The organism is Streptomyces sp. NPDC051740, assembly GCF_044453165.1.
Classification (GTDB): domain Bacteria; phylum Actinomycetota; class Actinomycetes; order Streptomycetales; family Streptomycetaceae; genus Streptomyces; species Streptomyces atrovirens.
Genome location: NZ_JBITCL010000037.1, coordinates 1 through 19,919, shown reverse-complemented (window position 1 = coordinate 19,919; position 19,919 = coordinate 1). Strand labels below are relative to the sequence as shown.

Here is a 19,919-nt window from a genome sequence, read left to right as displayed (position 1 = left end):
CAGCAGGGAGCGCGACGTGCGGCCGGTTGGCAGCAAGTACCTCCTCGAGGAGCCGCTCGGTCGCGGCGCCACGGGGACCGTCTGGCGAGCCCGCCAGCGGGAGACCGCGGGCGCCGAGGCGGCCGTGCCGGGACAGCCCGGCGAGACCGTCGCGATCAAGGTCCTCAAGGAGGAGCTCGCCAACGACGCCGACGTCGTGATGCGCTTCCTGCGCGAACGGTCCGTCCTGCTCCGGCTCACCCACCCCAACATCGTCCGGGTCCGCGACCTGGTCGTCGAGGGCGATCTGCTGGCGCTGGTCATGGACCTCGTGGAGGGCCCCGACCTGCACCGCCACCTCCGCGAGAACGGCCCCTTCACCCCCGTCGCCGCCGCCCTGCTCACCGCGCAGATCGCCGACGCGCTCGGCGCCAGCCACGCCGACGGCGTGGTGCACCGCGACCTGAAGCCCGCCAACGTCCTGCTCAAGCAGCAGGGCGGCGAGATGCACCCGATGCTGACCGACTTCGGCATCGCCCGCCTCGCCGACTCCCCGGGCCTGACCCGCACCCACGAGTTCGTCGGCACGCCCGCGTACATCGCGCCCGAGTCCGCCGAGGGCCGCCCGCAGACCTCCGCCGTCGACATCTACGGCGCCGGCATCCTGCTCTACGAGCTGGTCACCGGCCGCCCGCCGTTCTCCGGAGGCTCCGCCCTGGAGGTGCTGCACCAGCACCTGAGCGCCGAACCGCGCCGCCCCTCCACGGTCCCCGACCCGCTGTGGACGGTCATCGAGCGCTGCCTGCGCAAGGACCCCGACCAGCGGCCCAGTGCCGAGAACCTCGCGCGCGGCCTGCGCGTCGTCGCCGACGGCATCGGCGTGCACGCGAACTCCGCGCAGATCGCCGCCGCCGAGAACGTCGGCGCGCTCCTCGCCCCCGACCCGGCGCCCGCGACCGTGCCCGGTGCGCCCGGTGCGCCCGGTGACGCCGACCCGACGCAGGTGCTGCCGCACAGCGCGGGCGGCTACGACCCCAACGGCGCGACCAGCGTCCTGCCGCAGACCGGCGGCCCGGCGGGCGCCGCCGACCCCACGGCCGTCATGCCCCCCGTACCGCCCGGACAGCCTGGTGGCCCCGGTGCCGGTCCGGAGGACCCGCACCCCTGGCAGAACCAGCTCCGCGCGGCCCGCGACCGCAACGAGCAGACCCAGGTCCAGTACCTCGACCCGAGCGAGGACCCGCTGCGCCGCCGCCCCCAGCGGCAGGTCGCCCGGCCCCCGCAGCAGCCGCAGCAGCCGCAGCAGCGACGCCCGCAGCCCCAGCAGCAGCCCGGACCGGGGTACGGCTACCCGCAGCAGCCCCCGCAGCAGCAGTACGCCCCGCCGCCGGAACCGCAGCGCCGACAGCAGCCCCAGCCGCAGCCGCAGCGGTACGCACCGCCGCCCCCGCCGCCGGAGCCGCAGCGTCCGGTCCGGGAGCCGCGGCAGCCCCGGCAGCGCGGCGCCAACCCGATGCGCATCCCCGGTCTGGGCTGTCTGAAGGGCTGCCTGTTCACGATCCTCATCCTGTTCGTCGCGAGCTGGCTGATCTGGGAGCTGAGCCCGCTCCAGGACTGGATCGGCACCGGCAAGGGCTACTGGGACCAGCTCAGCGACTGGTTCGGCTCGGTGACGGGCTGGATCGAGGACCTGGGCGGCTCCGACGAGCCCTCGGTGCCCTCCGGGACGAACTGAGCATGTTTGCTGATTTGTCGACATCTGAGGGCTGATTTCCGGATCCGCTGTGAAGGCCGGCGCCCCGGACGCGTAGCTTTGGCGACAACACGCGTCGGTAGGAGCAGTCTTGGCACGGAGAATCGGCAGCCGGTACACCGCCCACCAGATCCTCGGGCGGGGCAGCGCCGGCACGGTGTGGCTGGGCGAGGGCCCCGACGGGCCCGTCGCCATCAAGCTGCTGCGTGAGGATCTCTCCTCGGACCAGGAGCTCGTCGGCCGCTTCGTGCGGGAGCGGACGGTGCTGCTCGGTCTGGAGCACCCGCACGTCGTCTCCGTGCGCGACCTGGTGGTCGACGGCAACGACCTCGCCCTCGTCATGGACCTCGTCCGGGGCACGGACCTGCGCACCCGCCTCGACCGGGAACGCAGGCTGGCCCCCGAGGCCGCCGTGGCGATCGTCGCGGACATCGCCGACGGGCTGGCGGCGGCCCACGCGGCCGGGGTCGTGCACCGGGACGTGAAGCCGGAGAACGTACTGCTCGACATGCAGGGCCCGCTCGGTCCCGGCGGCTCCCACCGCGCCCTGCTCACCGACTTCGGCGTGGCGAAACTCATCGACACCCCGCGCCGCACCCGCACCACGAAGATCATCGGAACGCCCGACTACCTGGCCCCGGAGATCGTCGAGGGCCTGCCCCCGCGCGCGTCGGTCGACATCTACGCGCTGGCCACGGTCCTGTACGAGCTGCTCGCCGGCTTCACACCGTTCGGCGGCGGCCACCCGGGTGCGGTGCTGCGCCGTCACGTCACCGAGACGGTCGTCCCCCTCCCCGGCATCCCGGACGAGCTGTGGCAGCTGCTGGTGCAGTGCCTGGCGAAGGCCCCGGCGTCCCGGCTGCGCGCCTCCGAGCTGGGCGCGCGGCTGCGGGAGCTGCTGCCGATGCTGGCGGGGATGCCGCCGCTGGACGTGGACGAGCCGGACACCGAGCCCGCGGAGGAGACGGGCGAGGAGCTCCAGCGCTCCGGGCCCGCCCCGGCCGCCGGGGAGCCGGTGCGGCGCCGTGGCGCGGTCCCGCTGGTACCGGGCGCGAAACCGGCCGACTCCAACCGGGACACGCATACGTCGATGAGGGTGCCGGCCCCCGACGAGCTGGCCGGCGGCGCCCTGGGCACGGCCCGCGCCCCCCGCGCGGCAGGCGCACGCCGCCCGGGCTCCGCCCGCAACCGGGCGGTCACCCGCCGCCGCCGACTCACCCTGGCGGTGGCGGCAGCGGTGCTCGTGGCGGCGGGTGTGGGCACGTGGCTGGCCACGACGGAGGACGAGGCGGCCCCACCCCAGGACACGCGGAACTCGGCCCCGGCCACTCCCTGACCCCCTAGGGGCGCGGGGAACCGCGCGCAAAGGGGCGCGGGGCTGTGCCGATGTGCGGCTCCGCCGCGTGGGCGCGAAGGGGGTCTGGGGGCGAAGCCCCCAGGGACGATGGGGGCACCTCCCGCTCGAGCGAAGCCGAGAGTGGGGGAGGGAAGGGGCGGCGGGGGCGAAACAAACGAGCGCCCCACGGCCGGAAGCCGCCCCGCCCCGACGGGTAATGCCCCGCCCCGGCCCCGCCGCCCTGCGTGAGCCGGTCGACGGAGCCGTTACGCTGGAGGGCGTGGCAGTCGTCGACGTATCCGAAGAGCTCAAGTCCCTCTCCTCGACCATGGAGTCGATCGAGGCCGTTCTGGACCTCGACAAGCTGAGGGCAGACATCGCCGTGCTCGAGGAGCAGGCGGCCGCGCCGTCCCTGTGGGACAACCCGGACGAGGCGCAGAAGATCACCAGCAAGCTCTCCCACCTCCAGGCCGAGGTGCGGAAGACCGAGGCGCTCCGGGGCCGGATCGACGATCTCTCCGTGCTCTTCGAGATGGCCGAGGAGGAGGACGACCCGGACACCCGCGCGGAGGCCGAGTCCGAGCTCGCCGCGGTGAAGAAGGCGCTGGACGAGATGGAGGTCCGGACGCTGCTCAGCGGCGAGTACGACTCCCGCGAGGCGCTCGTCAACATCCGCGCGGAGGCCGGTGGCGTCGACGCCGCCGACTTCGCCGAGAAGCTCCAGCGCATGTACCTGCGCTGGGCCGAGCGGCACGGCTACAAGACCGAGCTGATCGAGACGTCGTACGCGGAGGAGGCCGGCATCAAGTCGACCACCTTCTCCGTCCAGGTGCCCTACGCCTACGGCACCCTCTCCGTCGAACAGGGCACGCACCGCCTGGTGCGCATCTCGCCCTTCGACAACCAGGGCCGCCGCCAGACCTCCTTCGCCGGCGTCGAGATCCTCCCCGTGGTCGAGCAGACCGACCACATCGAGATCGACGAGTCCGAGCTGCGGGTGGACGTGTACCGCTCGTCCGGTCCCGGCGGCCAGGGCGTGAACACCACCGACTCCGCGGTGCGGCTCACCCACCTCCCCACCGGCATCGTGGTCTCCTGCCAGAACGAGCGCTCCCAGATCCAGAACAAGGCCACCGCGATGAACGTCCTCCAGGCCAAGCTCCTGGAGCGGCGCCGCCAGGAGGAGCAGGCCAAGATGGACGCCCTCAAGGGCGACGGCGGCAACTCCTGGGGCAACCAGATGCGTTCGTACGTGCTGCACCCGTACCAGATGGTCAAGGACCTGCGCACGGAGCACGAGGTCGGAAACCCCGAGTCCGTGTTCAACGGTGAGATCGACGGCTTCCTGGAGGCCGGAATTCGCTGGCGCAAGCAGCAGGAGAAGTAACCCCCGGCGCGAACGCCGATTTGTCGACAAGGCAACTGCCGTCACTTGGACGGCAGTTGCCTTTTTCGTCCGGTGGCATACGGGATTTACATCACACTCACAGTTTCGTTGTCCCGCAAAGCGCGCGTAGGCGGACATCGCGTACGCAACGGCCTTGACGTTCTTTTGGAAAATGGGAAGGGTGAAGCGTGGCATGCGTATCTCTGGGGCGCATGTGAACCGGGGGGCGTTTCATCGCAGTTACCCCCGTTGATCACCGCCCCGAGCGCGGCCTCATTGACGATGAGCTACTGGGGGTAGCAACCATATGACGAAGAAGACGCGGATCCGTGTCGCTCGGATCGCGGCCGGCGCCGTGATCGCGGCCGGTGCCTCGCTGTCGGCGGCGGGTGCCGCTTCGGCGCTCGACCTCAGCATCGGCATCACCGCTGGTGAGGAGCCGGACCCGAACTGCACCGTCGGAGTCGACCCGAATTGCCCCGACCCGGGCAACGGCGGGGAGGACCCCGGTAACGGCGGGGAGGACCCGGGCAACGGTGGCGAGGACCCCGGTAACGGCGGGGAGGACCCCGGTAACGGTGGCGAGGACCCGGGTAACGGCGGGGAGGACCCCGGTAACGGCGGGGAGGACCCGGGCAACGGCGGGGAGGACCCCGGTAACGGCGGGGAGGACCCCGGTAACGGTGGCGAGGACCCGGGCAACGGCGGGGAGGACCCCGGTAACGGCGGGGAGGACCCGGGCAACGGGGGCGAGGACCCCGGTAACGGTGGCGAGGACCCGGGCAACGGCGGGGAGGACCCCGTAGAGCCCGCCCCGGGTGACGACGACAACCCCGGCACCACCCCGGACGGCGGCAACGACGCCTCTCCCCAGGATCAGGGCTCCTCGGCCCTGACCGAAACCGGTGACGACGCCCCGGCCACCTCGGCCCAGGGCGGCGACGGCAAGGAGCTCGCCGAGACCGGTGCCGCCGAGACCACGTTCCTGCTGATCGGTGCCGCCACGATGATCGCCGGCGGTATCGGCTTCCGGGTGCTGCCGCGCATGATGTCCGGCCGCGGCGCCGCCGCCTGACGGTGGCCACGCGTGTACGCACCGTACGCATGACGTAGGGCGAAGGGCCCGGAGCGCAACCGCGCTCCGGGCCCTTCGGCCATGTCCGTGTACCCGGCGTCAGACGGTCTGGTGGGCGAGCAGCGCCACCGCCGCGACCAGCACCGCCAGCAGCGCGATCAGCGTCATGGGGTTCAGACCCGCGAAGAAGTTCTCCTGCTGCAGCCGCTCGCGGTTCGCGCGGCACACCGGGCACCGGCCCTCGCTCACGGGCGCGGCGCAGTTCGCGCACACCAGCCGGTCGTACGTCATGCGCTCGCCCTCCTCGCACCGGTTCCAGATGAACAACGCCCACCTTCTCGCGAACGTTCCCCCTCCACTGTGCCAGGTTCCTGCGGAAGCTGCGCCGGGTCGCTCCCAGAGGGGTGGTTTCGGGGGTTTCGCGACTGCGGCGGCGTGGGGGCCGGTCGCGCCCACGCGGCGGAGCCGCACATGTCACAGCCCCGCGCCCCTGGGGGTGCTGTGCCCACCCGGCGCTGGAACAAAAGGGCGTAAGTCCTGCACAACGGCTCCGGTGCCTGCGCACGCCTACCCGGTTCGCGTATGGTCACGCTCATCTACCCCCGGCTAACCGTGGTGCATCCGTGATCCGATTCGACAACGTGTCCAAGGCCTACCCCAAGCAGAACCGCCCCGCACTCAGGGATGTCTCCCTGGAAGTGGAGAAGGGCGAGTTCGTGTTCCTCGTGGGGTCCTCCGGCTCCGGAAAGTCCACCTTCCTGCGGCTGATCCTCCGCGAGGAGCGGGCCAGCCACGGACAGGTGCACGTTCTGGGCAAGGATCTCGCCCGCGTCTCCAACTGGAAGGTGCCGCAGATCCGGCGCCAGCTGGGGACCGTGTTCCAGGACTTCCGTCTGCTGCCCAACAAGACGGTCGCCGAGAACGTCGCCTTCGCGCAGGAGGTGATCGGCAAGTCGCGCGGTGAGATCCGCAAGTCCGTGCCGCAGGTGCTCGACCTCGTCGGGCTCGGCGGCAAGGAGGAGCGGATGCCCGGCGAGCTCTCCGGTGGTGAGCAGCAGCGCGTCGCCATCGCGCGGGCCTTCGTCAACCGGCCCAAGCTGCTCATCTGCGACGAGCCCACCGGCAACCTCGACCCGCAGACCTCCGTCGGCATCATGAAGCTGCTCGACCGCATCAACCGGACGGGCACCACCGTGGTGATGGCGACGCACGACCAGAACATCGTGGACCAGATGCGCAAGCGCGTCATCGAGCTGGAGAAGGGCCGTCTCGTCCGCGACCAGGCACGCGGCGTCTACGGCTACCAGCACTGACGCTCCACGGAAAGGCTTGATCAGACGCCATGCGCGCCCAGTTCGTCCTGTCGGAGATCGGCGTCGGTCTCCGCCGCAACCTGACGATGACCTTCGCCGTCGTCGTCTCCGTTGCCCTGTCGCTAGCCCTGTTCGGTGGGTCGCTCCTGATGAACGACCAGGTGAACACCATGAAGGGCTACTGGTACGACAAGGTCAACATCTCCATCTTCCTGTGCAACAAGGCTGACGCCGAGTCCGACCCCAACTGCGCCAAGGGCGCGGTGACCGACGACCAGAAGGGCCAGATCAAGACCGACCTGGAGAAGATGCCGGTCGTCGACTCGGTGACGTACGAGTCGCAGGACGAGGCGTACAAGCACTACAAGGAGCAGTTCGGCGACTCCCCGCTGGCCAGCTCCCTGACGCCGGACCAGATGCAGGAGTCGTACCGCATCAAGCTGAAGGACCCGGAGAAGTACCAGGTCATCGCGACCGCCTTCGACGGGCGGGACGGCGTGCAGTCGGTGCAGGACCAGAAGGGCACCCTGGACAACCTCTTCGGGCTGCTGGAGGGCATGAACATCGCCGCCCTCGCGATGATGGCGCTCATGCTGGTCGTCGCCCTGATGCTGATCGTGAACACGGTGCGCGTCTCCGCGTTCAGCCGCCGCCGCGAGACCGGCATCATGCGCCTGGTCGGCGCCTCCGGCTTCTACATCCAGACGCCGTTCATCATGGAGGCCGCGGTCGCCGGGCTCATCGGCGGCATCCTCGCGTGCGGGTTCCTGGTGCTCGGCCGGTACTTCATCATCGACAACGGACTGGCCCTGTCGGAGAAGCTGAACCTGATCAACTTCATCGGCTGGGACGCCGTACTGACGAAGCTCCCGCTGATCCTCGCGACCAGTCTGCTGATGCCGGCGTTGGCCGCGTTCTTCGCGCTACGCAAGTACCTGAAGGTGTGACTCTTGCCAAGAGGGGCGTACGGCCAACCGACCGTGCGCCCCTTCGCGTTGTCCTAGACTCACCGGCATGTCAGGTCGTGCCCTGTTCTGTCAGCCCCGCCGCCTCCGCCGTGGGGCCGCCCTGACCTTGGTGTTCGCGAGCGTGCTCGTCGCCGGCGCGGCCACGGGCAACCTCCCCGGGGCGGACGGCGGGGCCACGCCGGAGGGAGCCCCTCCGGCCGCTCCCGTCGGTCACCGGGCCGATGTCACCAGGGCGGCCGAGGAGGCCGCCGCCGACGGCGCCTCCCCCATGGAGGCCGCCCAGCGGGCCGTCAGCCGCAGCGGGGACCGCTGGGCCGCCGTCTACTCCCCGGGCGAGTACGAGGAGTTCGAGGAGGCCCTGGACGGCCGGTACACCGGCGTCGGCCTGTGGGCCCGCGAGCGGGAGGGCCGTATCGAGGTGACGAAGGTGGGCGACGACACGCCCGCCGCCGACGCCGGTATCCGCGCGGGCGACCGTCTGCGCAGCGTCGACGGCGAGAAGGTCGACGGCCGGCCCGTCACGGAGGTCGTCTCCTTACTGCGCGGCGAGACCACCGGCGAGTCCGCCGGCAGCACCGTCCGGCTCGGTCTGGAACGCGGCACGCGCGCGTGGCAGGAGACCGTGCGCCGGGCCAGGCTGTCCCGGGACACCGTCACCGTCCGCGAGCTCGCCTCCGGGGTGACCGTCGTCGAGGTCGGCGCCTTCACCAAGGGATCGGGCGACGAGGTCCGCACCGCCGTACGGCAGGCCCCGGCCGGTGCCGGCATCGTCCTCGACCTGCGCGGCAACTCCGGCGGTCTGGTCGCCGAGGCGGTCACCGCCGCCTCCGCCTTCCTCGACGGCGGCCTGGTCGCCACGTACGGCGTCGAGGGCGAGCAGCGCGCCCTGCACGCCGAGCCCGGCGGCGACACCACCAGACCCCTGGTCGCGCTCGTCGACGGCGGCACGATGAGCGCGGCCGAGCTCCTCACCGGCGCCCTGCAGGACCGCGGACGGGCGGTCGTCGTGGGCTCCCGCACCTTCGGCAAGGGCTCGGTCCAGATGCCGACCGAGCTGCCCGACGGCTCCGTCGCCGAGCTGACCGTCGGCCACTACCGCACCCCCTCCGGCCGCGGCGTCGACGGCCATGGCCTCACCCCCGACCTGGAGGCCGACGAAGAGGCCCTCCGGCGCGCCGAGACGGTCCTCAGCGGACTCGGCCGGTAGGGCACCGTCGGTAATCGGCTTTCCGCCGACCCCCTCCGTGGTGCGAAAATGGGCGGCACTATGGCTAAGGAAAAAGGGCGCAAGCTGATCGCGCAGAACAAGAAGGCGCGGCACGACTACCTCATCATCGACACCTACGAGGCCGGCCTGGTCCTCACCGGCACCGAGGTGAAGTCCCTGCGTCAGGGACGGGCGTCGCTGGTGGACGGCTTCGTCCAGCTCGACGGCAACGAGGCGTGGCTGCACAACGTGCACGTCCCGGAGTACAGCCAGGGCACCTGGACGAACCACAGCGCGCGGCGCAAGCGCAAGCTGCTGCTGCACCGCGAGGAGATCGACAAGCTGGAGTCCAAGTCCCAGGAGACGGGGCACACCATCGTGCCGCTCGCCCTGTACTTCAAGGACGGCCGCGCGAAGGTCGAGATCGCGCTGGCCAAGGGCAAGAAGGAGTACGACAAGCGGCAGACGCTCCGGGAGAAGCAGGACCGGCGCGAGACCGAGCGGGCGATCTCGGCGGTCCGCAGGAAGCAGCGCGCGTAGGCCCTCGCGGAGTGCCGGGGAATACGCTGGCACCGACCCGCGTTGGTCACGTACGATGGCGACAGCACCCCACAGCGGGTGCGGGCCCCCTCCTCGGAGGGACTTGAAAAAACAACATGGGGATGATCGGTTTCGACAGCGGCTGTCGAAGCAGGGGAAGCGTGTCGAGGAAGCGGCCATGATCTCGTAAACCACAGGCCGAAAAAAATAATCGCCAATTCCAAGCGATCTGTCTCCCAGGGCGAGCTCGCCCTCGCTGCCTGATTTTCAGGTAGCGAGCAGCGGCTCCCCTACTTAAGGGAGTGTCAGCCCGGGGATGTTCCCGACCCGGATCCTGGCATCAGCTAGGGGACTAAACCTTGATCCCGGTCACGGGGTGAAGAGGGAAACCACACAGTGACTGGGCCCGTCGGAGACTTGTCGGCGTGATCTCCGGGGCCGAGAAAAGCACAGCCGACTGCACACGGAGAAGCCCTGGTTCCGCACCGTTGGACGCGGGTTCGATTCCCGCCATCTCCACTCCACCCCATGTGGGCACAGGCCCCGTCGCTTCGAGCGGCGGGGCCTTTGTCGTACGGTCCGGGAAGCCCGAGGGCCGGGACCCGCACCGCGGCCCTCACATCCCGCGCGGTGCCGTGCTCGCCCGTTCCATGGCGGCGGCGGGGCCTTTGTCATGTGTCCCGGGGGAGAAGCCGGGGAAGGCCCGGAAACGCCCGCGAGTCGGACTGGGACCCGCACCGCGGCCCTCACGCCCAGCGCGGTGCCGTGCTCGCCCGTTCCGTCAGCCGGGGCGGCAGCAGGGTGGCCTCCGGTACGGGGAGGCCGGACAGCTTCCGTACGAGCAGGTGCACCGCGCGGGTGCCCAGTTCCGCCGACGGCACGGCGACCGAGGTGACCGGGGTGCGGGCCGACGCGGCGACGGGGGAGGGGCAGACGGCGGTCAGGGACAGATCGCCGGGAATGCTCAGCCCCAGCTCCTCGAAGGCGTCGATCAGCGGATCGATCAGCGGTTCGTTGTGCACGACCACCCCCGTCAGGGCCGGCAGCTCGCGCACCAGCCGCCCGGCGATCGCGCGGGCGGCGTCACGGCCGGCCTCGCACGGATGCACGGCAGAGGTGAGCCGGTGCCGGTCGGCGGCCGCCGTGAAGCCCTCCACCAGCCGCCGCGCGAACGCGGTCCGCCGCACGTACACCTCCGGCGGCGAGCCGACCAGCGCCACCGCCCGGTGCCCGAGCCGCGCCAGATGCTCCACACACAGCTCACCGGCCGCCCGGAAATCCAGGTCGACACAGGTCAGCCCGTCCGGCTCGGCGGGCACGCCGATCAGCACGGACGGCAAGGCTCCCGCGCGCAGCAGCGGCAGCCGGGAGTCCTGGAGCTGCACGTCCATCACGATCACCCCGTCCGCCAGCCGGGTCTCCGCGACGCGCCCGAGGCCCTCCTCGCCCTCGCCCTGGGTGAGCATCAGCACGTCGTGGTCGTGGGCGCGGGCGGCGGTGACCACCGACACCGCGAACCGGGTGACCACCGGTACATGGACGCCGGAGCGCATCGGGACCGCCAGGGCCAGCACCTTCGACCGGTGGCCGGCCGCGCCCCGGCCACCGCCGTCCGCGCGGTAGCCCAGCTCGCGGACGGCCGCCTGCACCCGGAGCCGGGTCGCGTCGGAGATCGGACGCTTGCCGCTGAGCGCGTACGAGACCGTGCTGGGGGAGACCCCGGCACGCCGGGCCACATCCGTGATCTTCACCATCGGGGGTCCTCATCTGCACGGTCCGTGGGGATGCAGAAAGCGGTTTCGAAGCGCTTCGACGGGTGAAGGTATGTGCGGGACCCGTACCCGTCAATGGGTCGGGAGGGAATCGGCGGAGCGGTTCGACGGCCCGAACAGGACAAGGGTGCAGAGGGCCACGAGAAGGGCGATCGCGGCCGCCGCCACCGGCACGCCGTACCCGGCCGTCGCCGAGACGTGCTCCACCGTCCAGCCGCCCGCCGCGCTGCCGCAGGCGATCCCGCCGAGCAGACCGGTCACCGCGAGCGTCATGCCCTCGTTCAGCCGGCCCTCGGGCGTGTACCGCTGGACCAGGGTCATGGTGGTGACCATGGTGGGGGCGGTCGCCATCCCGGCGACCAGCAGCGCCCCCGCCAGCGGCACCAGCGAACCGGTGAGCCCGGCCGCGAGCAGCGGCAGGGTCATCAGCGCGGCCATCGCGGCCAGGCACCACGGCAGCCGGGCCCGCGCGGACCCCGCCGGGCGTATCGCCCCGTACAGCAGCCCCGCCGCACAGGAACCGGCCGCCTGGAGCGCGAGCACGGCGCCGGACGCCGCGCGGTGCCCCCGTTCGTCCGCGAACGCGAGGGTGACGACCTCCAGCGAGCCGAACACCGCGCCCGTCGCGAGACAGACCACCAGCAGCGGCCGCATGCCGGGCGACCGGAACGGCGACCGCGCGGAGGAACGCCGTGCGGCCGGCGGCTCGGTCGACCGCTGGGCGGTGAACAGCACGGTGCCCGTCAGCAGCAGTACGGCACCCACGAGTGTGCCCGCCTCCGGGAACGACGTCCCGCACAGGAAGGCCGCGAGCACCGGGCCGAGCATGAAGCACAGTTCGTCGGCGGCCTGTTCGAAGGAGTTCGCGGTGTGCAGGGCCTCGGCGTCCCCCTTCAGCAGGTGCGCCCAGCGGGCCCGCGACATCCCGCCGGTGTTGGGGGTGGTGGCGGTGGCGGCGTAGGAGGCGAACAGGGTCCAGTCCGGGGCGCCGTACCGCACGCAGAGCAGCAGCGCGAGGGAGCCGAGCACGGCGAACACCGTGGCCGGCAGCGCGACACGGGCCTGCCCGTACCGGTCGACCAGGCGCGCGGTCCACGGCGCGACCACCGCCGTCGCCGCCAGGCCCGTCGCGGTGACGGCGCCGGCCAGGGCGTACGAGCCCCGCGTTCCGGCGATCATCACGACCGCGCTCACGCTGAACATGCCCATCGGCAGTCGCGCGATCAGGTTCCCGGCGGTGAACGCGCGGGCGCCGGGCAGCGCGAAGAGACGGCGGTACGGGCCCTCGGGGCGGCGGTACGGGTCCTTCGCGCGGGGTTCGCTCCGCCCGCGCGGGCCGAAGTCGACGGCGACCAGGGTGTCGGCGGTGACCGTGAGCAGGGGAGTGTCCCGGGTGGCCCGGGAGGTCGGCTGAGGCATGACACCACCGTCGCCCGCGGCCGTACGGCCGGTCCAACACCTTCCCGGCACCGATTGACGCACCTGTGTTGTAAATTCCCGGCATGCCCGCCCCCGCCCACCTCGACCCCCGCCTGCTGCGTGCCTTCGTGACCGTCGCCGAGGAGCTGCACTTCACCCGGGCCGCCACGCGCCTCTACGTCGCCCAGCAGGCGCTCAGCAGGGACGTACGGCGGCTGGAACGGGAGCTGGGCTGCGAGCTGTTCGTACGGACCACCCGGCAGGTGACCCTGACCGCCGACGGCGAGCGCCTGCTGCCGTACGCCCGCGCGGTGCTCCAGGCCCAGGACGACCTGCTCGCCGCCGCCGGGCAGGCCCGCCCCCTGCTGGTGGACCTCAACTCGCCGGGCCTCACCACCCCGCGCCGGGTACTGCACCGGGCCCGCGAGCTCGCCCCCGCCCACGAACTGATGGCCCGCTACGAGAGCGGACTGACCGGGGCCGCGGGGGAGCTGCTCGCGGGACGGCTCGACGTGTCGTTCGGACGGTTCGCGGGCCTCGCCCCCGCACTGCGGGCCGGACTCGACCAGCAGCCCGTGCGTCACGAGCCGATGGCGGTCGTCCTGCCCGAGGACCACCCGCTGGCCGCACTGACCGAGGTGCCGCTCGCCGCACTCGCCGGCGAGACGGTCTACGCCGGGGCCGGCAACCCCCGTACGCCGGAGTGGACGGACCTCGCGCGGTCGCTGTTCGAGGGGCGGGGGATCGCGCTCGCGCCGCCCGCGCCGCTGGCCGTCGGGGAGGAGGAGTTCCAGCGGATCATGTCCAGGACACGTCATCCGATCCTCGCCGTGGTCGATTTTCCGCCACTGCCAGCGACGGTGCTGCGCCCTCTCGTGGACCCGATTCCGCTGTCACCCGTGTCCCTGGTGTGGCGGAAAGGGATGATTCATCCCGCTCTGGATGCCCTGCGGCGGGCGGCGGCCGCCGTCGCCGCCGAGGAGGGCTGGCTGCGCCGACCGGACGGGGGATGGTTGCCCGATCGGGATATTGTCGTGATGGCGGGCCGGTGATGTCTCACTCCTGATACGAACGGCCGTCACGGGAACACAGGACCTCCACGTACGCTACATTCGGTCCCCGAGCACAGTGTGATAAACGGGGCGCTCGGATCGGGTGGGGGCCCGGTCCGCCGACGGGTGCTCGAGTCGTACGCGCGCACCGTAAGTGCCCTGTGGGGGGAAGTGCGTGCGCGTGGATGAATGGCGAGAAGACACCCAACCGGAACGGTACGAGGGCGCGTCGGCGATCGAGAAGAACGCCGGGGACGAGGACCTGCGCGAGACGAGGGTCCTCCCCCTGAGGGAGAAGCCCGCCGACACGGACGTGCGCGACGCCGGCCCCGGCTCCCTCGAGGACCGCTGGGCCCGCCTCGGAGTCTTCCCCAGCGGCAACGACAAGACCCAGGCCCTGCCCGACACCGCCCACCGCGCGGAGCCCCCCGCCCGGCCCGGGCCGCGGGCCGACGACACCCGTGGCCCCGCGGCGCCGGGTCGGACGGCACCGTCCGGGGGTCGGCCGGATGCCTCCTGGAACGCCGGGCGTCCCGCGGCGCCGGGTAGGACGACGCCGTCCGAGAGCCCGGCGGACGGTCCCCGGGGCGCCGGGCGTCCCGCGGCGTCGGCGCCGGGTCGGCCGGATGCCTCCTGGAACGCCGGGCGTCCCGCGGCGCCGGGTAGGACGACGCCGTCCGAGAGCCCGGCGGACGTTCCCTGGGACACCGAGCGCACCACCGCCCTGCGCGTCCCCCGCCAGCCGGGCGGCGACCCCGGCGCCAAGCCGACAGACCTCTTCTCCCGGCCGGGCGGAGCACACTCCTCAGGTGACCGGGGCGCGACCGGTTCCCCGTCGGCCTCCCGACGCCCGTCGTCGGCCCCCGGAGCAGCCGGCTTCCCGCCGGCTTCCGGAGGCCCGTCGTCCGATGCCGGGACCGCCGTTTTCCCGGCGGCTTCCGGGCGCCCGTCGTCCGCCCCCGGAGCAGCCGACGCTCCGACCGAGTTCCTGCGCCCGTCCTCGGACACCGGCGCCCCGACCGAGTTCCTGACCCCGTCCTCGGACTCCGGCGCTCCGACCGAGTTCCTGCGCCCCTCCTCAGGCCCCGGCGCCCCGACGGCCTCCCGCGCCCCCGTCCGTGACCCCTGGCAGGAGGAGGCCGGCGACTCCGCCGCGGCCACCCACGACCCGCACGAGGTGACGGTCCAGCTCGACTCCGTGCAGATAGGGGAAGGCCTCGAACTGCGCCGTGCGCCGGGCCGGGCGGGCGGCGGCGGGCAGGACGCCGCCGCCGGACCCGTGTTCGTCGACGAGTCCGGCCGCCGCAGCCGGCTCTACCGCCGTATCGGCCTGGCCGTCGGCCTCGCCTGCGCCGGCTACGCCGTCGTCATGGTCGCCACGCTGCTGTCCGGCAACTCCGACGCCCCCTGGATGCCCGTCCCCGGCCAGGAGGACAAGCCCGCCGGTCAGGTCGAGACGACACCACAGCCCACCGGGACGGACGCCACACCCGGCTCCGGCGCCGGCCTCGCCCCGAGCGGCACGCCGACCACCGGCACCCCGACACTGCCCGCGCCCGACACCACCGCCCCCGCGACGGGCGGCGGGACCGGCACCGGGAACCAGCCGGACACCACCGACCCGACACCGCCGACGACCGGGCAGAACAGTACGAACCCGGCCGCCGGCGGTGACGGCACCACCTCCACACCCTCGGACGACACCGTGAGCACACCGCCCGCGGACCAGCCGGTGTCGGAGACCCCGGACCCCGTGACGACCGCCCCCACGGTCGGCGGAGAGGCCGGGGGCACCGACAACCTCGCCGGTGCCCCCGCCGACCAGCCGGTCGTCGCCGACGACGGCTCCGCCGCTCAGCCGGAGCCGTCCACCACCCCCGCCGCACAGTCCCCGGAGAACGTCGTCTGATGGCATCCCGCTCCCCCCGCCGCAGGGCCGCCCGCCGGTCCCGCGGCGGCTCCCCGCGCCGCCGCGTGCCCTTGCGCCTGCTGCTCCCCGTGCTCGTCCTCGTCGCCCTGGCGGCCATGCTCATGCTGCGCGGCTACGTGCACAGCGAGATCCTCGCCGACCACCGCGTCCAGAAGCCCGCTCCCACCACGCACGTGCCCAAGGAGATACTCGAGGGCGGCCCGGTCATCGACGCCCGTGCCGGGCAGGCCCAGAGCCTGAGCGTGCCCGACCACCGCCTCGTCCTCACCTTCGACGACGGCCCGGACCCGACCTGGACCCCGAAGGTGCTCGACGTGCTGAAGAAGCACGACGCGCACGCGGTCTTCTTCGTCACCGGCACCATGGCCTCCCGTTACCCGGACCTCGTCCAGCGCATGGTCGACGAGGGCCACGAGATCGGTCTGCACACCTTCAACCACCCCGACCTCGCCCTCCAGTCCGAGAAGCGCATCGACTGGGAGCTGTCGCAGAACCAGCTGGCGATCACCGGCGCGGCCGGCATCCGCACCTCGCTCTTCCGCCCGCCGTACTCCTCGTACGCCGAGGCCATGGACAACGAGACCTGGCCGGTCACCCAGTACATCGGCAGCCGCGGTTACCTCACCGTCGTCAACAACACCGACAGCGAGGACTGGAAGCGGCCCGGCGTCGACGAGATCATCCGCCGCGCCACGCCGCACCACGGCAAGGGCGCCATCGTCCTGATGCACGACTCCGGCGGCGACCGCAGCCAGACCGTCGCGGCGCTCGACAGGTTCCTGCCCGACCTCAAGGACAAGGGCTACGAGTTCGACAACCTCACCGAGGCCCTGGACGCGCCCAGCGCGCACAGCCCGGTCACCGGCGCCGACCTCTGGAAGGGCAAGGCGTGGATCTTCCTGGTCCAGGCCTCCGAGCACATCACCGACGTCCTGGTGGTCGGCCTCGCGATCATCGGCACCCTGGTCATCGGCCGCTTCGTCCTGATGCTCCTCCTCTCCGGCGTCCACGCCCGCCGGGTCCGCCGGAAGAACTTCCGCTGGGGCCCGCCGGTCGACGAACCGGTGACGGTGCTGGTCCCGGCGTACAACGAGGCCAAGTGCATCGAGAACACCGTCAACTCCCTGATGGCGAGCGAACACCCGATCGAGGTCCTCGTCATCGACGACGGTTCCACCGACGGCACCGCCCGCATCGTCGAGGCGATGGGCCTGCCCAACGTACGGGTGATCCGCCAGCTCAACGCGGGCAAGCCGGCCGCGCTCAACCGGGGCCTGGCCAACGCCCGTTACGACATCGTCGTGATGATGGACGGCGACACCGTCTTCGAACCGTCCACGGTCCGCGAACTCGTCCAGCCCTTCGGCGACCCCAGGGTCGGCGCGGTGGCGGGCAACGCCAAGGTCGGCAACAAGGACAGCCTCATCGGCGCCTGGCAGCACATCGAGTACGTGATGGGCTTCAACCTGGACCGCCGCATGTACGACATCCTCGGCTGCATGCCGACCATCCCCGGCGCGGTCGGCGCGTTCCGCCGCTCCGCCCTGGAGCCCATCGGCGGCATGAGCGAGGACACCCTCGCCGAGGACACCGACGTCACCATGGCGCTGCACCGCGCCGGCTGGCGCGTGGTCTACGCCGAGAACGCCCGCGCCTGGACCGAGGCCCCGGAGTCCGTCAGCCAGCTGTGGTCCCAGCGCTACCGCTGGTCGTACGGCACCATGCAGGCCATCTGGAAGCACCGCCGCGCGGTGATCGACAAGGGCCCCTCGGGCCGCTTCGGCCGCATCGGCCTGCCCTTCGTCTCCCTGTTCATGATCGTGGCCCCGCTGCTGGCCCCGCTGATCGACGTCTTCCTGCTCTACGGCATCGTCTTCGGCCCGACCCAGAAGACGATCACGGCGTGGCTGGGCGTCCTCGCCATCCAGGCGGTCTGCGCGGCCTTCGCCTTCCGCCTCGACCGCGAACGCATGACCCACCTGATCTCGCTGCCACTGCAGCAGATCCTCTACCGCCAACTCATGTACGTCGTGCTGCTCCAGTCCTGGATCACCGCACTCACCGGCGGCCGCCTGCGCTGGCAGAAGCTGCGTCGCACCGGCGTCGTCGGGGCGCCCGTCGCCGGAGCGGTGCCGAGCCAGAGCCGGCTCAGCGATGATCGGAGGCCCGTGGCATGACCCACGGATACACGACCGGTACGGGCGTGAGCCCGGAACCGACGGGCCCGTACGGAACGCCGCACGCCGACGTCCCGCAGCAGCGCACGACCGAACCCGTGTCCGCCCCGGAGCCCAGGAAGCCGGGCCGCGACCGGTACCTGGACCTGCTGCGCTCCGTCGCCCTGGTCCGCGTCGTGGTGTACCACCTCTTCGGCTGGGCCTGGCTGACGGTGCTGTTCCCGTCGATGGGCGTGATGTTCGCGCTGGCGGGCTCGCTGATGGCGCGTTCGCTGAAGCGTCCGGCGTGGAGCGTGATCCGCGGGCGGGTCCGCCGGCTGCTGCCGCCGTTGTGGGCGTTCGCGGCGGTCGTGCTGACGCTGTTGTTCGTGGTCGACTGGAGCCCCTCGAAGGACCCGGACCAGGACGGGGCCTGGGGTCTGATCAACCTGGTCAACTACGTCGTCCCGATCGGCGCCCCGCCCTACCCGGTGGAGGCCGGAGTCGTGGGTCCGCTGGAGAGCACCTGGGCGGACGACACCGTGGGGCCGCTGTGGTACCTGCGCGCCTACCTGTGGTTCGTCATCGCGTCGCCGCTGCTGCTGTGGCTGTTCCGCAAGGCTCCCTGGCCGACGCTGCTCGCCCCGCTCGGCCTGACGGCGATCGTCGGCACCGGCCTGGTGACCATCCCCGGCGAGCTGGGCAACGCGGTCACCGACTTCGCGGTCTACGGCGGCTGCTGGGTCCTCGGCTTCGCCCATCACGACGGCATGCTGAAGCGGATCCCGCGCTACGTCTCCGTCTCCTGCGCGTCCCTGGTGATGGCCTTCGGCCTGTGGTGGGCCTCGAACCACCTCGGCCCCTCGGGCTGGGACCTCAACGACATCCCGCTGGCCGACGCCGCCTGGTCGTTCGGTTTCGTGGTGATCCTGCTCCAGTACTCCCCGTCGTGGAGCGAACTCCCGGGACGCCTGGCGAACTGGGACAGGCTGGTGACCCTGTCCAACAACCGGGCCGTCACCATCTACCTGTGGCACAACATGATGATCATGGCGACGTTCCCGATCATCGACCTGCTGTACGAGCTTCCGTTCATGCAGAGCGAGCGGGCGGCAGCCGCTCTCGACAGCACGTACACGATCTGGACGTTCGCGCTGGTCTGGCCGCTCATCGGTCTGATGATCCTCGCGGTCGGCTGGGTCGAGGACCTCGGGGCGAAGCGGAAGCCACGCCTGTGGCCGAACGGCAGCCAGAGCAAGCGCCCCCAGCCGAGCACCGGGACGCACCGGGGCTGACGTCGCGGTTGCCCGCGACACCGGGATTCACCGGTGGCCGTGGGGCCGCTCGCTTCCTCGTCAGTGTCGTGCTTCCGCGAGCCGCGTCAAGGGCGCTGCGTTCCGCTGCGCTCCACTCCGCGTCGGCTGCGCCGATGGCCCTGCGGGCCACCCTTGACCCGGCTCGCTCCAGCACGGGGGGAGAAGCGGGCGAGCGGCCCGGAGGAACGGGTGGCCGGCCTGCGCCGGTCCCCTCGGTCGGTTGGCCGGTCACCCGGCGTGCGGGGTGCGTGCTCGCGCCTCGCCTGCACGCCGGGTGGGCTCGACGGCTTGAGGCGAGTGGACGGTGCGGGGTCGCAGCGGGTGGGGTGGCGGCACGCCGGGTCCGCTCAGCGACGAACGGCCGGCGGGTGGGTGGAGGGGTGGTTGGCGTCCCGTCGGGTGGTGTGGGGGTCGTGGTGTGAGGGTCGTGGTGTAGGGGATTGCGGCGTCGGAATCTGCGGGTGGGAGGGCCGGTTCTGCCGGGTCGGGTATCCGGCCCGTCTCCACGGGATACTTCGCGGGCAGCCGTTTTCCTGGAGGTCGTCACGGCCCTCGTGCCGGGAAGCGAACGGCTCGGCCGTCTGCGCCGCGTCGTGGGCGTGGTCCTTTGGGGTGCCGTCGGGTCGTGCCCCGTGGTGTGGTGTAGGCGATCATTCGTCGGTGGCGGGCAGCAGGGTGGTCTTGTCTGGATAGAGGCTGTCCATGCTCTCGTTGGA

The 19,919-nt window shown here is 72.0% G+C and carries 15 protein-coding genes and 1 other RNA gene; 13 read left to right on the top strand and 3 right to left on the bottom strand.

Translation table 11 applies throughout. The features are described 5' to 3' along the window. Positions 1–16 precede the first annotated feature (16 nt). The 4 genes from ACIA6T_RS34260 (at position 17) to ACIA6T_RS34245 (ending at position 5,530) form a co-directional block, all read left to right on the top strand. On the top strand, positions 17–1,714 hold the full coding sequence (locus ACIA6T_RS34260) for a serine/threonine-protein kinase (RefSeq protein ID WP_399450416.1): 1,698 nt from the start codon (positions 17–19) through the stop codon (positions 1,712–1,714). Between the two features lie 109 nt (positions 1,715–1,823). Next, complete coding sequence (locus ACIA6T_RS34255; protein ID WP_399450415.1) at positions 1,824–3,068, top strand: serine/threonine-protein kinase; 1,245 nt, start codon at positions 1,824–1,826, stop codon at positions 3,066–3,068. Between the two features lie 280 nt (positions 3,069–3,348). Then, the gene (prfB, locus tag ACIA6T_RS34250; protein ID WP_399450413.1) at positions 3,349–4,455 is read left to right on the top strand and encodes a peptide chain release factor 2; all 1,107 of its coding nucleotides are present in this window, start codon (positions 3,349–3,351) and stop codon (positions 4,453–4,455) included. Positions 4,456–4,762: 307 nt separating this feature from the next. After that, positions 4,763–5,530, top strand: coding sequence for a hypothetical protein (locus ACIA6T_RS34245; protein WP_399450412.1), 768 nt, complete (start codon positions 4,763–4,765; stop codon positions 5,528–5,530). 99 nt (positions 5,531–5,629) lie between these two features. Here the strand turns inward: ACIA6T_RS34245 and ACIA6T_RS34240 are convergent, their stop codons facing one another. Further along, positions 5,630–5,821 (bottom strand): hypothetical protein, encoded by a 192-nt coding sequence (locus ACIA6T_RS34240; RefSeq protein WP_073932041.1) that lies wholly within the window; start codon positions 5,819–5,821, stop codon positions 5,630–5,632. A gap of 332 nt (positions 5,822–6,153) precedes the next feature. Between ACIA6T_RS34240 and ftsE the strand changes: the two genes are divergently transcribed. The 5 genes from ftsE to ssrA all read left to right on the top strand — a co-directional run bounded on the left by ftsE (position 6,154) and on the right by ssrA (position 10,080). Then, positions 6,154–6,843 carry a cell division ATP-binding protein FtsE gene (gene ftsE / locus ACIA6T_RS34235; protein WP_030868506.1) on the top strand — a complete coding sequence of 230 codons (690 nt, stop codon included), beginning with the start codon at positions 6,154–6,156 and terminating at the stop codon, positions 6,841–6,843. Positions 6,844–6,872: 29 nt separating this feature from the next. Then, entirely contained in the window at positions 6,873–7,790 is a 918-nt protein-coding gene (gene ftsX, locus ACIA6T_RS34230; protein ID WP_399450411.1) for a permease-like cell division protein FtsX, read from the top strand. A 67-nt stretch (positions 7,791–7,857) separates the two neighbouring features. Continuing rightward, positions 7,858–9,018, top strand: coding sequence for a S41 family peptidase (locus ACIA6T_RS34225; RefSeq protein ID WP_399450410.1), 1,161 nt, complete (start codon positions 7,858–7,860; stop codon positions 9,016–9,018). Between the two features lie 60 nt (positions 9,019–9,078). After that, the gene (gene smpB / locus ACIA6T_RS34220; protein ID WP_030834350.1) at positions 9,079–9,558 is read left to right on the top strand and encodes an SsrA-binding protein SmpB; all 480 of its coding nucleotides are present in this window, start codon (positions 9,079–9,081) and stop codon (positions 9,556–9,558) included. A 118-nt stretch (positions 9,559–9,676) separates the two neighbouring features. Beyond that, positions 9,677–10,080: a transfer-messenger RNA gene (gene ssrA, locus ACIA6T_RS34215) on the top strand. A gap of 224 nt (positions 10,081–10,304) precedes the next feature. Here ssrA and ACIA6T_RS34210 read toward each other — a convergent pair. Together ACIA6T_RS34210 and ACIA6T_RS34205 are read right to left on the bottom strand one after the other, a co-directional pair. Further along, complete coding sequence (locus ACIA6T_RS34210; protein ID WP_399450409.1) at positions 10,305–11,312, bottom strand: LacI family DNA-binding transcriptional regulator; 1,008 nt, start codon at positions 11,310–11,312, stop codon at positions 10,305–10,307. Between the two features lie 90 nt (positions 11,313–11,402). After that, entirely contained in the window at positions 11,403–12,749 is a 1,347-nt protein-coding gene (locus ACIA6T_RS34205; protein ID WP_399450408.1) for an MFS transporter, read from the bottom strand. Positions 12,750–12,832: 83 nt separating this feature from the next. Between ACIA6T_RS34205 and ACIA6T_RS34200 the strand changes: the two genes are divergently transcribed. The 4 genes from ACIA6T_RS34200 to ACIA6T_RS34185 all read left to right on the top strand — a co-directional run bounded on the left by ACIA6T_RS34200 (position 12,833) and on the right by ACIA6T_RS34185 (position 19,182). Next, complete coding sequence (locus ACIA6T_RS34200) at positions 12,833–13,801, top strand: LysR family transcriptional regulator (protein WP_399450407.1); 969 nt, start codon at positions 12,833–12,835, stop codon at positions 13,799–13,801. A gap of 181 nt (positions 13,802–13,982) precedes the next feature. Further along, complete coding sequence (locus tag ACIA6T_RS34195) at positions 13,983–15,710, top strand: hypothetical protein (protein WP_399450406.1); 1,728 nt, start codon at positions 13,983–13,985, stop codon at positions 15,708–15,710. Further along, positions 15,710–17,908 (top strand): polysaccharide deacetylase family protein, encoded by a 2,199-nt coding sequence (locus tag ACIA6T_RS34190; RefSeq protein ID WP_399450405.1) that lies wholly within the window; start codon positions 15,710–15,712, stop codon positions 17,906–17,908. Before ACIA6T_RS34195 ends, ACIA6T_RS34190 begins: the two co-directional genes overlap by 1 nt. Next, positions 17,905–19,182 carry an acyltransferase gene (locus ACIA6T_RS34185; protein ID WP_399450404.1) on the top strand — a complete coding sequence of 426 codons (1,278 nt, stop codon included), beginning with the start codon at positions 17,905–17,907 and terminating at the stop codon, positions 19,180–19,182. Before ACIA6T_RS34190 ends, ACIA6T_RS34185 begins: the two co-directional genes overlap by 4 nt. The last annotated feature ends 737 nt before the right edge of the window (positions 19,183–19,919 follow it).

Excerpts from the sequence above, each read along its gene's own strand:
- ftsX (WP_399450411.1), top strand. The coding sequence starts at position 6,873 with ATGCGCGCCCAGTTCGTCCTGTCGGAGATCGGCGTCGGTCTCCGCCGC.
- ACIA6T_RS34245 (WP_399450412.1), top strand. The coding sequence starts at position 4,763 with ATGACGAAGAAGACGCGGATCCGTGTCGCTCGGATCGCGGCCGGCGCC.
- ACIA6T_RS34185 (WP_399450404.1), top strand. The coding sequence starts at position 17,905 with ATGACCCACGGATACACGACCGGTACGGGCGTGAGCCCGGAACCGACG.
- ACIA6T_RS34225 (WP_399450410.1), top strand. The coding sequence starts at position 7,858 with ATGTCAGGTCGTGCCCTGTTCTGTCAGCCCCGCCGCCTCCGCCGTGGG.
- ACIA6T_RS34210 (WP_399450409.1), bottom strand. The coding sequence starts at position 11,312 with ATGGTGAAGATCACGGATGTGGCCCGGCGTGCCGGGGTCTCCCCCAGC.
- smpB (WP_030834350.1), top strand. The coding sequence starts at position 9,079 with ATGGCTAAGGAAAAAGGGCGCAAGCTGATCGCGCAGAACAAGAAGGCG.
- ACIA6T_RS34205 (WP_399450408.1), bottom strand. The coding sequence starts at position 12,749 with ATGCCTCAGCCGACCTCCCGGGCCACCCGGGACACTCCCCTGCTCACG.
- ACIA6T_RS34240 (WP_073932041.1), bottom strand. The coding sequence starts at position 5,821 with ATGACGTACGACCGGCTGGTGTGCGCGAACTGCGCCGCGCCCGTGAGC.
- ACIA6T_RS34190 (WP_399450405.1), top strand. The coding sequence starts at position 15,710 with ATGGCATCCCGCTCCCCCCGCCGCAGGGCCGCCCGCCGGTCCCGCGGC.
- ACIA6T_RS34200 (WP_399450407.1), top strand. The coding sequence starts at position 12,833 with ATGCCCGCCCCCGCCCACCTCGACCCCCGCCTGCTGCGTGCCTTCGTG.